Here is a 15345-nt window from a genome sequence, read left to right as displayed (position 1 = left end):
AAAATCTCCCGCGTTACCCGTCTGTTACTGCGCCGGTGTCGGTTCGGCATTAAGGGTCAGACGCGCAACCTGATTAGTTCTGATAAAGCGGCTCAGATCGACAGGTTTTCCTTGATACTGGATCTGCACCGCGGCCGGCGCGCCAATTTTAAGTTTATAAGGCGCCTGACCGGTTAGGTTTAAATTACCATCTTTACGCTGCATACCGCTAAACAGCTTCTTACCCGTGGCGTCAGTGACTTCGAGCCAGCAGTCAGCGGTAAAATTCATCACCAGCGCGTTCGGATCGGCAGCAGGCGCCGCTACGCCAGCCTGACTGGTCGGCAGCGCGGACGGCGTTTCCGTTGCCGCTGGCGCGGCAGATGTCGCAGCCGTATCGACATTCGCCTGCGAAGGCGCGACTACCGTATTTTGCGTCGCCGCCGCCGTTGGCGCTGGCGTTTGCGTCGCCGCCGTCGAATCAACCGGCGTCGCAGGAGCCGGAGCCGTTTGCGCTGGCGTCGTATCCTGGCTTGTCGCGGCACCGGTGTCCAGTGGTACGCTTTGGCCGCTGTCTTTATCTGCGTTCAGTTCAGCCGTGCTTTGATCGGCCATTGTCGTGATCTCTTCCTGCTGCGCCTTATGGTTCTGCCACCACCAGGCGCCGGTCAGCCCTACGACCACAAACAGTACCAGCCAGGTAAAAGACATTAACCAGCCGTCGCGTTTTTTACGACGCTTTCCTAATGAGAAACTCTGCATCGGGGCGACTTTGGCGGCGCGCAGCGGGGCCTGCTTTTCCAGCCCCGGCAGCAGTTCCTCTTCTGGAACATGCACCAGACGCGCATATGAGCGGATATATCCGCGCAGGAAGGTTGAAGCAAGATCGGACGGCGCCTTATCTTCTTCAATATCGCGTACCGTAGAAACCTTCAGGCAAAGTCGCTCAGCGACAGCCTGCTGGCTGAGTCCGAGTTGTTCACGGGCATTGCGCAGACGAACGCCGGTGGTTTGTGCTTCATTTTGGTCGTGCGTGGCTTCAGTATTCATTCGCTACAGCTACAGGTACGTGTAAATTAGGATTCAGGCGCCGACGAGCCGTAATGCCCGCCCACACCGCGAAACATCAGGTTAGTTAACCTTAGTCAGACAGTATAAGCCTGTCAGGCCGCAGATGACAAAACCGCTAAGACACAAGGCTAAACTCTTGTTGCACCATTACATACTGCCTTAAAGTCGACAAAAACGCACCGTTATTATTGACCAGACAAGTACAACGCCAGACATTATTCAACTGACATTGCGCCACGGTATAATGAATGCCCCGTGGCGCAACTGCTATCAAATAGCCTTGATGTCAATCACCTCTCCCTGCATACGCTTACGCAGGGTACGTTTGGTACGGTCAATCACATCGCCTGCCAACTGTCCGCATGCCGCATCAATGTCATCGCCACGCGTCTTGCGTACGATGGTCGTGAAACCATAACTCATCAAAACTTTAGAAAAGCGATCGATACGGCTGTTAGAGCTGCGGCCATACGGCGCGCCAGGGAACGGGTTCCACGGAATCAGATTAATCTTACAAGGCGTCTCTTTTAGTAGCTCCGCCAGTTGATGCGCGTGTTCAGTGCCGTCGTTAACGTGGTCAAGCATCACGTATTCAATCGTCACGCGCCCCTGATTGGCGTTGGATTTCTCCAGATAGCGGCGAACCGCGCCCAGGAACGTTTCGATATTGTATTTTTTGTTGATCGGGACGATTTCGTCGCGAATAGTGTCATTCGGCGCATGTAAGGAGATAGCCAGCGCGACATCTATCATATCGCCCAGTTTATCCAGCGCAGGCACCACGCCGGACGTTGAGAGCGTGACACGACGTTTGGACAGGCCGAAACCAAAGTCATCGAGCATAATTTCCATCGCCGGTACGACATTGGTCAGGTTAAGCAATGGCTCGCCCATCCCCATCATGACCACGTTGGTGATCGGACGCTGGCCGGTGACTTTGGCCGCGCCGACGATTTTCGCCGCACGCCAGACCTGACCGATAATTTCCGATACGCGCAGGTTGCGGTTAAAGCCCTGCTGCGCAGTTGAACAAAACTTGCACTCCAGCGCGCATCCTACCTGTGAAGAGACACACAGCGTAGCGCGGTCGTCCTCCGGGATGTAGACCGTTTCAACGCGCTGATCGCCGACAGCAATCGCCCACTTAATGGTGCCGTCTGAGGAACGCTGCTCTTCAACGACCTCCGGCGCGCGGATTTCCGCGACCTCTTTTAATTTGCCGCGCAACACTTTGTTGATGTCGGTCATCTCATCAAAATTATCGCAGCAATAGTGATACATCCATTTCATCACCTGATCGGCGCGGAAAGGCTTTTCACCTAAGTTTTTAAAAAACTCGCGCATCTGCTGACGGTTGAGATCCAGCAGGTTGATTTTTGTTTCGTTGTTAAGAACTACCGGGGTACTGCTTTCAGGTGTGACAATTTGTTCAGACATATGCTATTCCGGCCTCGTTATTACACGTTATGGCCCCTGGAGGGTTGAAAAAAGAAACGCCCCGGTAAGCTTACTGCTCGTCCGGGGGCGCTGCATTGTACAAATTCTGGCGTAAGGATGCCACGTCTGCACGCGGCATTAGCAAAAATAATATTTGAACCGATAATTTATCGCCAACGCATTTACAGCGTGAAAGACGAAGGAGATTAACGGGTGCGCGGGCACACTTCGCCTTCACCGAAGAAAAAGGCGATTTCGCGCTGCGCGGATTCCAGCGAATCCGAACCGTGGGTGCCGTTTTCAGTTAAGCTATCAGCGTAGTCGGCGCGCAGCGTACCCGCCAACGCGTTCGCCGGATTGGTGGCGCCAAGCAGATCGCGGTGACGCTGTACCGCATTTTCACTTTCCAGCACGGATACCACGATAGGGCCAGAGGTCATGAACTCCACCAGACCGTCAAAGAACGGCTTACCGTCGTGCTCAGCATAGAAGCCGCGCGCCTGCTCAACGGTCAGGTGCAGCATTTTAGTGCCAACAATTTTGAACCCTGCAGCTTCAAAGCGCGCAAAGATGCTGCCAATAACGTTTTTTGCCACCGCGTTGGGTTTAATGATGGAAAAAGTCCGTTCAATAGCCATGTTTACCTCTGAAATATGTTCTGTTGTTATGTCAGGCGCGGATTATAAAGAGCATCCCATCAATTGCCTATGGATGCAGGTAACATTTTTTTAAAATAAAATGAGCATTAGCAACAAAAGTTAAAGGCGCACAGCAAACTCAGGGGACTGGCACAGCACGCAGTGCGTGTGTTCAGGCGTGAGAGCATGGAAAGTACGTTTGCAGCTTTCGCAGGTGAGCGTATGCACCGCACTATGCCGCGTTAAGGCGGGTTCCACGTCAAACCGCAGCCGCAGCGCCTGATGCGGACATACCGCCGCACAGCCGCCGCATCCCGTACAACGCGCCGCCGCTATCGTCAGGGTATTGTCGTCAAACTGGATAACGTTCTCCGGGCAGCTTCGCCAGCAGGCGCCGCACATCCTGCACTCTTGCGGACTGATTTCGGGTACGCATTCGCTGAACGCGGAAAACGCCTGTCTGAGACGCCGTTTCCCCGGCTCGACGGCGCACGGAGTAATGGCGTCGCGCGGAACATGAAACAGAGTGCGCCGCGAGGCGTTAATCTCCGCGCCGACAACGTGTTTGAAAGACCAGCCCGGCTCGCCGTAGCGGCGCAGCGCTAAATTTAGCCCCGCCAGCGCCATCAGCCACTGCGCCGATCGCTCCACCGCAATATCAATAAAGCGAATACCGTACTGGCTGTGCCAGAGAAGCAGTTCATCGACCGTTGGCGCCTGTAGCGAAAACGGCCCCACCAACGTATCCCCCTGCACAAAGCGTTTAACCGGTTTGATACCGGTAATGGCGTCAACAGGACAGACAAACAGACAGTCGCCACAGGCTATGCAGCGTGTCGTATCTATGCTGACCTGCCCCTGCGCCAGCGAAAACGCCTGCGCCGGACAAACATCGGCGCAAGCGCGGCAGGAAGAAAAACGAAAGCGACGACGGACGCAGGCCTGCGTCACGTCTACCGCCGGATCGATCGTCAGGTTAACCATCAGCCAATACTAAAGAAGACGTAGCGCAGCATAATCTCGCCGATAAGCAGCAATACGCTGCCCGCCACCAGCGTCCCTCTGGCGTTTCGCAGACCGCCTGCGGCAAAGCAGAGCATTCCCGCCGCTGAGACACACCAGCCGAGAAGATAGATGTCGCGCAACTGCGCCAGCGCCTGTAGCGGATGATGCGGGAAAGTGACGACCGTCGTATCCACTGCATTAATATCCGCCAGCCATAGCGGCTGCATGATCAGGCGAATCAGCACCATCAGTGCGACCACCACCACAGCGCAGCGCATTGCGGCGCCAGCGTTGCGCAGATAAGCCAGCGCAATGACTACCGAGCCGATAATGCCTGACGTGCCAAAGAACAGCGCCAGCGTGTTGCTATGCTGCCAGGTCACCACCGAGGCATGGATATAAACCTGGGCCATGCAGAATACATCCACCAGCCCGAACGCTGCCGCCAGCGCCAGCAGCGGCTGCCAGCCTGGCTTTCGGAAAAACAGCAGCACAACCCCCAGTCCCAGCGCCGCCAGATAAAGGCTGGCAAAGACGATTTCGCGACTCAGCCACGAACTGGCGACATGACGTAACGCATTTAGCGCATTCAGGGGATAGCCCATGTGCAACGCTGAAGCAAGCAGCCCTACGCAGGCCAGTACAAACGCCCCCGCCATCGCGGGAAGCGCGCCGTGTGCAGGCACCCGTCCCTCTACGGCGTACTGGCGGCCCAACGCCAGCCACAGAGTCACGCCCACAGACCCTTGCAAACAGAGCGTAAAAATCAGCAGCGGTAACTCATGCATGGCGTTTACCCTCTTTTTCTGCGCCCTGATGCGCTTTGACAACCAGATTAGGTTTGGTTATTGATGAATCTGGCAGCCCGTTAACGTCGCATACGCTACCGTACTTCGCGCGCAGTTCATCAATCGGGCCAAACTTGATGGCCTCAAGCGGACAGGTCGCGACACAGACGGGCGATTCACCTTTCGCCAGTAAATCAACGCACATGTCGCACTTGGACATTTGGCCGGTCTGCTCGTTAAGCTGTGGCGCGCCATAAGGGCAGGACCAGGCGCAATAGCCACAGCCGACGCATTTGTCGGTATCAACGCGCACAATGCCGTCGCCCGGGCGTTTATGCATAGCGGTAGTCGGGCAATTTTTGGTGCAGACAGGGTCTGCACAGTGGTTGCAGGAAATAGAAAGCGTATAAGCAAATACGTTATTGCTGACCCCGCCCTGCCCGGTCGGGATGAAACTTCCGCCCTTGACTTCATAGACGCGGCGGAAACGACGGCCTACTTCCAGATTGTTTTTGTCTTTGCAGGCCACCTGGCAGGCTTTACAACCGGAGCAGCGTGAGGAGTCGATGAAAAATCCCAGTTGTTTATCGCTCACCGGCGGGTAATGTGTAAACTGACTCATGCTTTAGCCACCTCCACCAGCATGGTTTGATGTGAATTTCCCTTCGCCAGCGCGGTAATACGGGCCGAGCTGAGGACGTTCGCACAGCCGCCTTTATCAACGCCGTTTTCATCCGGCTGCCACCAGGCGCCAGCCTGCATTGCGACAACGCCGGGAATAATGCGCGGCGTCACTTCCGCCGGGATTTCGCAAATCCCGCGTGAGTTATGAATACGCACCATGTCGCCATGCGTAATGCCGCGCTTTTGCGCATCCTGCGGGTTGATCCACAATGTCTGCTGCTGCACTTCAATCAGCCACGGGTTAGCGTATTGCGTTGAGTTGGCGCGGTTTTTTCCTTTCCACGTAATTAACTGGAGCGGAAAATCTTTCACCAGCGCATCCTCCGGGCCTTCATGCGCGGGAACGTAGTGCGACAACGCCGGGATTTCCGGATGCTGCATGTCGTACAGGCGCTTCGAGAAGATCTCTATTTTCCCTGACGGCGTCGGGAACGGATGATTGTCCGGATCGCGAATATTGTCTTCAAAGGCGATAAATGGCGCGCTTTTGAACAGATGCTGACGGGTCTTTTGCAGCGTGGCGAAATCCGGTAGATTTTCGTCCGGCATCGCCAGGCGCGTCTGTTCCCAGATGTGTTCAATCCACGCTTTCTCATCGCGCCCCTGGCTAAATTCGTTTTCAATGCCTAATTTCGCCGCCACCTCACGTAGCCAGTCGTAGTCGGAGCGCCGCTCAAATTCAGGCTCGATCAGTTTTTCAGAGAGTATCAGGTAGCTTGCCGTGCCCCAGGTTTCACCGATGTTCCAGCGTTCCATAAAGCTGGTTTCCGGCAGCAGTAGATCAGCGTATTTCGCGCTCGGCGTCATAAACAGATCGCTGGCGACAATAAACTGGATCTTTGATTCATCCTCCAGTACGCGTACCGCCTGGTGCAGATCGGGGTTCTGATTCGCCAGATAGTTCCCGGCCAGCGAGAACAGAATACGGATGTTACTGTCCAGCTTATCGGCATCTTTCAGCCCCATATCCGGCGTCACTTTGCTGGCGTCGTCTGCGGCCTGCACCCAGTTCATCACCGAAATTTTGGCTTTTACCGGGTTATCCGGCATCTCCGGACCCGCGGCAAATTTACGGTTAGCGCAGCCGCCGTAACCCGCAGCCCAACCGCCTTTGATGCCGACATTACCGGTAATGGTCGCCAGTAGAGTCGAGCCGCGCGCGGTGCGCTCGCCGCAGTTGTGGCGCTGTGGTCCCCACCCCTGAATCAACGCGGCGGGTTTGGTATTCGCGTAATCACGCGCTAACTGGCGAATGGTTTGCGCCGGCACATGGGTGATCTTTTCCGCCCACTCGGGAGACTTAACGACACCGTCTTTGGCGCCGGTCAGATACGCCACCAGCGATTCGTTAGCCGGTACGCCTTCCGGCATTGAGTCTTCATCAAAACCGATAGCGTAGCGCGCAATAAATGCGCGATCGTGCAGATTCTCGCTGATGATGACGTACATCATCGCGTCCATCAGCGCATTATCGGTGGTGGGCAGTAGCGGGATCCACTGATCCGCCAGCGACGAAACGGTGTCGGAATAGCGCGGATCGACCACGATAAACCGCGTACCGTTCTGCTTCATCTTCTGCAAGAAATAGTTGGTATGACCAAAAATGGTCTCCGTCGGGTTATGGCCCCACAGAATCACCAGTTTGGTGTCCAAAAGCGTATCCAGCGAACTGCCGCTGGCGGCAATGCCGTAAGTATAAGGCGTCGCGGCCGCCGTGTTGCCCATACTCACAGAATGGTAGCTTTCGAGATAGCCGCCGGTCAGATTCAGCAGGCGACGCGCCATTTTATCGCCGGAAAAGGTGCCGCCGGAAACGGCGGTGCCAACATGAACATAGCGCGAAGCCGGGCCATATTTTTCAGTAATCGATTTTAAATTATCGGCGATTAAGGTTGTCGCTTCATCCCAGGAAATTCGCTCGAACTTTCCTTCACCGCGTTTTCCTACGCGCTTCATGGGATATTTAAGTCTGTCAGGATGATAAACAAATTTACGGTATGCGCGTCCACGAACACAGGCACGCATCACCGGCATTTGCGCATCCAGCGCATTATCCGGTCGCGTTGAAATTCGCGTCACGATACCGTCACTAACATGCGCCCGAATATCGCATTTACCCCCGCAGTCAAAAGTGCTGCATGTCTGAACGACTTTTTCCGCAGGCCTGTTTTCAGTTGCCGTCACAGCGCGCGCCTGAGCGATAGCTGGCGAGGAGACAAACGGTAACGCAATAAGCGCGGAGCTGGCCTGGATAAAGTGGCGGCGAGAAATAGCGGGCTGTTCGCCATTTCCCTGGCTTTTTATATTTTTCATGATCCGACTCGTCAAATAAAAACCCATTCTCACGTTTTTAAGTGTTAGATCTCTTGATATTTATCAAGCTCCCTCATTAAGGGTAATTCCGGAAAAATTAATAATTCTCATTAACTTTAAATTAAATGAAATTCATAATTTATTCTGAAGAGTTGTTAACGTATTAATTCAAAATTAACCGCTGCAACCTGACCGGACTCATCCATTACGACAAGTTGATAACGTCCAGCGATATTGAGTAATAAAGAAAGGCGATTATTTTCACCATTAACAGGTTCGCCATTTAAAAACCACCAGCGACGCCCTTTACCGCCGGTAGTCGAGACGGGCAGCGTAACGTTTTCCTGGCCTGGCAATTGCCTGATCACCGCGCCATCCCTCACTCCTGACAGCATTAACGGCGCGGCATCACTGCCCTGTAGCGGCGGACAGTGGTCGGACGCCGCGGGCAAGCGGGCGCTACGTCTTTCCGCAGGCGGCAGCCACGGCTCCAGCGGCCGCGGCCAGACGATAAACGTATGCGCACGCGCCTGCGGACAGTCGGCAGCGACACGCCGCCCCGTATCATCCAGCCAGACCGGGAAACGAATACCGTTGATGTCTTCCTGCTCAGGTAACAGCAGCGTGGGCGGCTGGCTGTCGTCAAGCAGCCATGTCGCCAGTCGGCGGCGACAGTTGCTGTCTCCGGCAGGCAGAGTCTGTCCGCCCGGCCAGCAAATGACGCCGCGGCTTACCGTCTGCGGACGCGGATCTTCCGGCAGGCGTCCCGTATGCGCCAGTAACAGATTATTGACCTGGTTAAGTAATGGCACCGCGCTGGCAAAACCAAATTGCCCCACCACAGGCGTGCCGTCAGGTCTGCCTGTCCAGATGCCGATGATATAGCGCGCGTTAACGCCAATAGCCCACGCATCGCGATAGCCGTAACTGGTGCCGGTTTTCCACGCCAACGGCACAATGCGCGGCAGCGCGTTATCCGGCAAGGGTTGCGCTTCATCCGCCATAATCCGTCGAATGATCCACGCCGCTCCCGGCGACATTAATGGTCTTTCCGACAGCGGATCGTCCGGCTGTAACCGTAGTTTCGCCGCTTTCCCATGACGAGCGAACGCGCTGTATGCCGCCGCCATCTCGTCAAGCCGCGCGCCCGCGCCGCCCAGAATCAGCGAAAGATTGGGCGCCGCGCCAGCAGGCAAATATAGCGGCAGGCCGACGTTACGCAGTTTTGCCGCAAATCGTTTCGGCCCATAGGCTTCAAGCACCTGAACGGCAGGCAGATTCAGCGAGCGTACCAGCGCGTCGCTCATGCTGACCGGGCCGTGAAATCCGCTGTCGAAGTTTCCCGGGCGGTAATCTCCGGTGCGGCGCGGAACGTCCTGTAATAATGATGCGGGATGGATCAAGCCGTCATCCAGCGCCAGACCATACACAAAGGGTTTGAGTACCGATCCCGGCGATCGGATCGCCGTTACCATGTCGACATGACCAAAACGGCTGTCGTCATTAAGGTCTACCGATCCTACCCAGCCGCGCACACTCATATCGGTATGATCGACGACGATCATCGCCAACGAACTGCGTGCAGGCAGCCGCCCTTTCCATGCCCGCGCCAGATCTTCCAGTTGCCGCTGCAACCCGGCGTCCAGCGTGGTCACAATTTTGTCGTTCTGGCTTTTACTCAACATCATTCGGGCAAAAAGCGGCGCCAGTTGCGGCATTTGACGCGGCGCCAGCCAGACCGGCTCTTCACGCGACTCGCGTACCGTTTCGGCAGGCCAGACGCCCTGCGCCGCCATCCGATCCAGTACTTTATTTCGTGCCGCTTCGGCTCTCGCAGGCCAGCGGTCGGGGCGTAACCGGCTCGGCGCCTGCGGCAATACGGCCAGCAGCGCCGCGTCAGCGTAGCTCAGGCGCGCGGGCGGCTTGCCGAAGTAGGCCCAGCTTGCAGCGCCAATACCCTGTAGCGTGCCGCCGAACGGCGCGCGGTTCAGGTACAGCGTCAGGATATCGCGCTTGGACAAATGCCATTCAAGCTGGAGGGCGCGCCAAAGCTGGCGGATTTTACCGCCGAACGTGCGCGAATGCGGGTCCAGCAGTCTCGCCACCTGCATAGTCAGCGTACTGCCGCCGGAAATAACGCGCCCGGCGGTAAGATCCTGCCATGCCGCGCGCGCGACGGAGAAAGGGTTAACGCCAGGGTGCTGCCAGAACCAGCGATCTTCGTAATTGATTAAGGCTTCCAGGTAACGGGGAGAGACCTCTTCAATCGTCACCGGATAACGCCAGATCCCCCCGGCGTCGGCAAAGCGCCACAGCGGCGTACCGTCATGGGCTACCACGACCCGCGCAGGATGGACCTCATTGAGCGGCAGCGGCCAGAGTTTATCCGCTGCCCATAACGCCAGGAAAATAAAAAGCGGCGCGCCCGCTAGCCACAGCCAGCGGCCACGTTTACCACGCCAACCGTTCATTTAAGGCGTCACAATCAGCAGCCCCTCGCTCGCGCCGGTTGCCCGCCACTGAGGCGCGTACATCGATTCCACCTGCGGTTGCGCAAGCTGGTACGTCCCCGGCGTTACCGCGCGCGCCAGGTAGACCAGCGTCACGGGCTGGCCCTCATTGACAACGACGGCAGCCACAAACCGATCGTCGCGGAATTCCATATACTGAATATCCGCCTGCTGCATCTGATTAAGCAGATTTTGCACTTCGCTACCGCTCTCCGGCAGGCTGGCGCTGCTGTCAGCCAGATTCTGGTTTTCCAGCTCCAGCCCGGCCGGGAGCAGGTCCACCACCAGTGCATCCGGCACATTGCGATCGGCCACTACCGTTAACCAGACCAGCACCAGTTCGCCGCTACGCAACGAGGACAGCGATTTGCGCTGACCATCGGTCCCCAGTATTTGTCGTTCAATCTGCAAAACGTTGCTGGCAGGCTCAGGCGCAGATGAGGGATAGCCGCTGCTATCCAGACGCAACCATAGCGGCTGGCTACCGGTGTTCGTCACCTCAAGGGCGGCCAGCTGGTCAGCATCCAGATTACGGGTCAGCGCCTTGTCGCCCGACAGCGGTTGCGCCTCTAACGAGGTCTGCGCCTGCCAGGCGCCCGCGCTGGCCTGTCGCGAATGCGCGGCGAGGAACAAGGCATTGTTCTCCTGGGTAGAGAGCCAGCGCTGACCGAAGGCCTGCTCAGAAAGCGAGCTTAATAGCGCGTTTTGCGCGTCCGGTCTGAGGTTGTTCTCTTCCAGTAGCGACAACATCAGAGCGTTATCGCGCAGAGAACTGCCGTAATCCGCTATCCATTGCCGTTCGTCCTTACGCGGCGTATTCAGAGCCAGCGTAATGGCCTCTTCGCCGCGTCTGGCATCACCCATCGTGTTTAACGCGATGCCCAATTGCATCAGCGGCAGTCCTGAAGCCGCCTGACTACGGCGCTCCCAGATTTCGCGCAGCGCGCCGAGCGGCGCTTTCTGCTGACGCGCCAGTACCAGCGCGGCGTAAGCCTGAGCGGCAAAAGTACTGGCCTGGGTATTATCGCTATAACGAATCAGCATCAGCATCGTGCCGGGATCCTGCAGATAGCGCAGCAGTCGCTCATTGCCCCGGTTAATGGCCTCCGGCGGGACGCTATATCCCTGCTCGCCCGCGCGAATGAGGAAATCCATCGCGTAGGCCGTTAGCCAGGGCTCTTCCGCCCCATTTTCATCCCATAGCGCAAAACCGCCGTTATCACGCTGCATCTGTAGTATGCGGGAGATGCCGATATCCACCGCGGCGCGCCGTTTTTCATCGCTATCGCCGGTAATACCGAGCGACTGCAGTTGAGCGGCATTGGTATACAGCGCCGGGAATAACCCGCTGGCGGTTTGTTCCAGGCACCCGTACGGATATGCTTTCAGCTCGCGAATGTAGCGCGCCAGATTGAGCGGCGGTTTTCCGCTTAATAGCAGTTGTCCCTGTAACGTGGCTGGCGAGACGTTTGCCAGATGCTGCTCTGGTACATGCCAGCTCTCTCCCGGTGCCAGCGCAATGCCACTATTTACCGTTTGGGCAGGCCAGGCCGGACGCACGCCGATTTGCCACTGCTTATGCTGCGCGCCGAGGGTTTCTCCCGGCAGATTCAGACCGCTAATGGTCGCCTGGATTTCGCCTTCGCCAAAACCTTCCAGCGCGCGTACCGGAACGAATAAGGTGGTGCGCACGCCCGGCGCCAGGTTGACCGGTTGCGGCTGCTGGCTAAGCAGTTCCAGTAACCCACTGGCGGCGAGCGCAATATTCAGCGTCTGCGGGCGGTCGGTCAGATTGGTGACGTCCAGCACCAGTCGCGAAACATCCCCTCCCGCCAGAAAACGCGGCATATTCAGCTCGGCAATCACTGGCGCGGCGACAACGACTTTGCTTTCGCCGCGACCAAAATCGTCCGCTGTCCATGCCTGCGCCATAACCCGCAGTTCGCCGTTAAAGTCGCCAATCGGCAGCGTTACGACCCCTTCGCCCTGCTCATTGAGCGTGATCGGCTGCGCCTGCTGCGCGATGATATTGACATGGTTTACCGGCGGTTTTCCGCCGCGCTTAAGGTCGTCGCCATCGCCGCCAAAACGCAACGCCGCCAGCCGCCCCTGCCCTTCAATGACCTGGCCGTAAATATCGTAGATATCCGCACCGTAGCGTTTTTGACCGAAGAACGCCTGCCACGGGTCCGGCGTCGCGTAATCGGTGATATTCAATACGCCGCTATCGACCGCGGAGACCAGCACGTTGATCTGTTTTGGCATTTCGCCGTGTTTAACGCTGGCTTTCACCCTGACGGTGAGCGGCTGATTCGGGCGCATTTTAGCCGGGCTTTCCAGCGCCAGATCGAGGCGGCGGTTTTCATCCCCCAGCGGCAGGTGTAGTAACCCCACGGCGCGTTTTGGCGTCGCGGAACGAGATTTATCGCCGGGACGCACCACCAGCGTACTGAGATAGAGATCGTGGCGATTCCAGGTTTTATCCACCGGAATCGTGAGCTCCAGACCTTGTGCCGGCACATCGATCGCCTGCCACCACAGCGGACCGTCGCTGGACTCCACCATGGCATAACCTTTACCGGCGACCGGCGCGGCGATATGCAATTTCATGGTGTCGCCTGGACGATAATTCGCTTTATCCAGTTTGAGGGTGACGCGATCCGGACGCGCCGCGCCGCTACCGTCGCTGTTATCCTGCCAGCTATAGCCGGCCCAGAAACGAACGCTGCTGACCGTCTCATTCGGCGCTTTGACCTCCAGACGGTACGCGCCCCATTCCACCGGGAAGCTGACTTTTCCGGTTTCATCCGCGTTCAGATTCAGCGTCTGCTCGCCCTCCACCAGATCTTTTTGATCAAACTGCGACTGCCAGCCTTCGCTTTCCGACCAGTTCCAGTAATAGTCGCGACGCTCGCGGATGAGCCGCACCTGTAAACCGGACACCGCTTTTTTCTCGCCCTGCGCGTTGGCGTAAACAATATCGAATGCGGCGTTGCTGTCTTCGTCGACAATCGGTTGATTAACGGTGGTATCCGTACGGTAGTCGTATACCGCTTTGGCGGCGAACTGTGGACGAATTCCCGGTAACGTATCGGCAGGCCAAATCGCCTGCTCTACGCGACGAGTGACCGGACGACCGCCAGACTCCAGCAGGCTGGCCTGTAGAATTACCTGCAGCGGCGAATGCACTTCTTGCCACTGGCTGGCAGCACTCACTTCACCACGTCCGCCTTTATCCAACGTCAGTTGAACTTCGTCCAGGCTGCGCGAAAGATTCTCTTCAGCAATATTGCCGAACTGGAAGCCAGGCAACGCCGCGACAGCGTCGCGCAGCGGACGCAGGAAAAGTTGCCCTTGCAGGGTATTGCCGTTAGCAGGCGCGCCATACAAGTAATAGCCGACAACGGAGAATTTCACCTCATCCGCAGGCGCCAGAGGTGTTTTTTGCGCCGTCAGGTTGAGCGCCATCCGCTCCGGCATAAAGTCTTCCACGTGGAAATCCCAACTCCGCAGCAAATTATCGCCGGTGTTGGCGCGGACATGCCACAAGCCGGTCGGCGCGTTGATATCCAGCGGATAATTCAAACGGTATAGCCCGTTTTCCGGCTGGCTGACGACGGTACGCATCACCTGTCCGTCTGGTTTTACCACTTCCAGCTTAACGGGTTGATCGGGCAGCGTTTTACCGTCGCTATCGCGCAGTAATCCGTTGAGGATAACCGTTTCGCCCGGTCGGTAGAGATCGCGCGGGCCGAACATAAAGAACTGCTTGCTGTAGCCGGGCGCGCCAGCGACATTAAATTCCGACAGATCCAGAGCCGGAAGCGTGAGATCGAGCAGCGTGGTCTGCTCCTCTTTACGCGCCAGTAATAGCGCCGCCGCTTTATCAGCTTCCAGTTGCACATGTCCCTGCGCGTCGCTCGTCGCCTGCGCCAGCGTCTGACCTTTATCATTCAGAAGAACGATCTCAATTCCCGACTGCGCCGCGCCGTTTTCCAGGCTTTGCGTAAAGATATCCAGCCGATTATGGTAACGGTGCGCGGACACGCCGATATCGCTAAGGGTAAATAACGTAGCGGCATTACTATAGTTGTAGTGTCCAGCCTGATTCATTACCGCCACATATACGCCCGCCTGTTGCAGCGGCTTAATATCGCTTAATGGCAGCAGCAGTTTCTCACGCGTATTGCGCGCCGGATTAAGATCAAAACGACCGGTATAAACCAAATCCGCCATTTTCAGCAGATGGTCGGACTCCCAGTTAGAGAGAGAACTACGGTACTCCCACTGGCTGACAAATGACGCCAGCGATCCGGGCTTAACGCGGAAAAAGTTCACATCAACGTGGTTGACGTTAAGCGCCATGACCGGCAGTCCTTCCGCGATTTTCCCCGGTAGCAGCGATCCCCGGCTGGCAAAGCCGACGCTGGGCTGGACATCACGCGTGGTAATCGTTTTTTCATAAGACTTGCCGAAGGTGGCGTTATTCAGCGCTTTAACGGCGGGATCAATCGTGACCACCAGCACGCGCTCAGGTTCCAGATGACGTAACCTTAGCTCTTTTAAATTTGGCGCCAGCTCCCATGCGCCGTCAACGCTGCCGCTTTTCTTATCAACCACGTGAACCACACGGGAGAAATCCTGTTCAGGATCTAAAGGAATTGAAAACGTCAGCACCAGCGTCGCCGCGCCGTCAAGCTGCGCTTCGGAGGCGTCTAATAGCGTGAGCGCTTTGCCCTGGCTTTGCTGCGCCAGCTTTTGTAGCTGTGCCGGGTCTTGCGCGGGCGAGGGCTGCGCTACGGCTGGCGCTTCGCTTTTAGTCGTCGGGGCGGTTTTATCGTTGTTATCGCATCCCGCCAGCGCCAGCATGATCATGCAGGCCACCACGCGTAAATGTTTCATCTTTCATCCCTGGCCTTA

At 56.8% G+C, this 15345-nt stretch carries 9 protein-coding genes; all 9 read right to left on the bottom strand.

The genetic code is table 11. The annotated features are described in order from the left end of the window. Positions 1 to 24: 24 nt before the first annotated feature. The 9 genes from rodZ to EOS98_RS06290 all read right to left on the bottom strand — a co-directional run bounded on the left by rodZ (position 25) and on the right by EOS98_RS06290 (position 15327). Positions 25 to 1029 carry a cytoskeleton protein RodZ gene (rodZ, locus tag EOS98_RS06330; protein ID WP_001090890.1) on the bottom strand — a complete coding sequence of 335 codons (1005 nt, stop codon included), beginning with the start codon at positions 1027 to 1029 and terminating at the stop codon, positions 25 to 27. Between the two features lie 291 nt (positions 1030 to 1320). Then, positions 1321 to 2487 (bottom strand): bifunctional tRNA (adenosine(37)-C2)-methyltransferase TrmG/ribosomal RNA large subunit methyltransferase RlmN, encoded by a 1167-nt coding sequence (locus EOS98_RS06325; protein WP_000003206.1) that lies wholly within the window; start codon positions 2485 to 2487, stop codon positions 1321 to 1323. A 206-nt stretch (positions 2488 to 2693) separates the two neighbouring features. Beyond that, positions 2694 to 3125, bottom strand: a complete 432-nt coding sequence (gene ndk / locus EOS98_RS06320; protein WP_000963846.1) for a nucleoside-diphosphate kinase — start codon at positions 3123 to 3125, stop codon at positions 2694 to 2696. Positions 3126 to 3245: 120 nt separating this feature from the next. Next, positions 3246 to 4109: a 4Fe-4S binding protein gene (locus tag EOS98_RS06315; RefSeq protein ID WP_080096224.1), complete on the bottom strand. Its 864-nt coding sequence runs from the start codon at positions 4107 to 4109 to the stop codon at positions 3246 to 3248. Next, entirely contained in the window at positions 4109 to 4918 is an 810-nt protein-coding gene (locus tag EOS98_RS06310; protein WP_126523916.1) for a dimethyl sulfoxide reductase anchor subunit family protein, read from the bottom strand. Before EOS98_RS06310 ends, EOS98_RS06315 begins: the two co-directional genes overlap by 1 nt. Continuing rightward, positions 4911 to 5540, bottom strand: coding sequence for a DMSO/selenate family reductase complex B subunit (locus EOS98_RS06305; RefSeq protein WP_000077440.1), 630 nt, complete (start codon positions 5538 to 5540; stop codon positions 4911 to 4913). Before EOS98_RS06305 ends, EOS98_RS06310 begins: the two co-directional genes overlap by 8 nt. Further along, positions 5537 to 7915: a DMSO/selenate family reductase complex A subunit gene (locus tag EOS98_RS06300; RefSeq protein ID WP_308813356.1), complete on the bottom strand. Its 2379-nt coding sequence runs from the start codon at positions 7913 to 7915 to the stop codon at positions 5537 to 5539. The genes EOS98_RS06305 and EOS98_RS06300 overlap by 4 nt, the downstream gene beginning before the upstream one ends. A 155-nt stretch (positions 7916 to 8070) precedes the next feature. Then, entirely contained in the window at positions 8071 to 10386 is a 2316-nt protein-coding gene (gene pbpC / locus EOS98_RS06295) for a peptidoglycan glycosyltransferase PbpC (RefSeq protein WP_079966909.1), read from the bottom strand. Further along, on the bottom strand, positions 10387 to 15327 hold the full coding sequence (locus EOS98_RS06290; RefSeq protein WP_126523914.1) for an alpha-2-macroglobulin family protein: 4941 nt from the start codon (positions 15325 to 15327) through the stop codon (positions 10387 to 10389). Between the last annotated feature and the right edge of the window lie 18 nt (positions 15328 to 15345).

Source organism: Salmonella sp. SSDFZ69 (assembly GCF_004010755.1).
In the GTDB taxonomy this organism is placed as follows: Bacteria; Pseudomonadota; Gammaproteobacteria; order Enterobacterales; family Enterobacteriaceae; genus Salmonella; species Salmonella enterica.
The sequence above is the reverse complement of the archived record's forward strand: the minus strand, read 5'-3'. Positions and strand labels throughout refer to the sequence as shown.

Coding starts and splice junctions, on each gene's coding strand:
- rodZ (WP_001090890.1), bottom strand. CDS start 1,029: ATGAATACTGAAGCCACGCACGACCAAAATGAAGCACAAACCACCGGC.
- EOS98_RS06325 (WP_000003206.1), bottom strand. CDS start 2,487: ATGTCTGAACAAATTGTCACACCTGAAAGCAGTACCCCGGTAGTTCTT.
- ndk (WP_000963846.1), bottom strand. CDS start 3,125: ATGGCTATTGAACGGACTTTTTCCATCATTAAACCCAACGCGGTGGCA.
- EOS98_RS06315 (WP_080096224.1), bottom strand. CDS start 4,109: ATGGTTAACCTGACGATCGATCCGGCGGTAGACGTGACGCAGGCCTGC.
- EOS98_RS06310 (WP_126523916.1), bottom strand. CDS start 4,918: ATGCATGAGTTACCGCTGCTGATTTTTACGCTCTGTTTGCAAGGGTCT.
- EOS98_RS06305 (WP_000077440.1), bottom strand. CDS start 5,540: ATGAGTCAGTTTACACATTACCCGCCGGTGAGCGATAAACAACTGGGA.
- EOS98_RS06300 (WP_308813356.1), bottom strand. CDS start 7,915: ATGAAAAATATAAAAAGCCAGGGAAATGGCGAACAGCCCGCTATTTCT.
- pbpC (WP_079966909.1), bottom strand. CDS start 10,386: ATGAACGGTTGGCGTGGTAAACGTGGCCGCTGGCTGTGGCTAGCGGGC.
- EOS98_RS06290 (WP_126523914.1), bottom strand. CDS start 15,327: ATGAAACATTTACGCGTGGTGGCCTGCATGATCATGCTGGCGCTGGCG.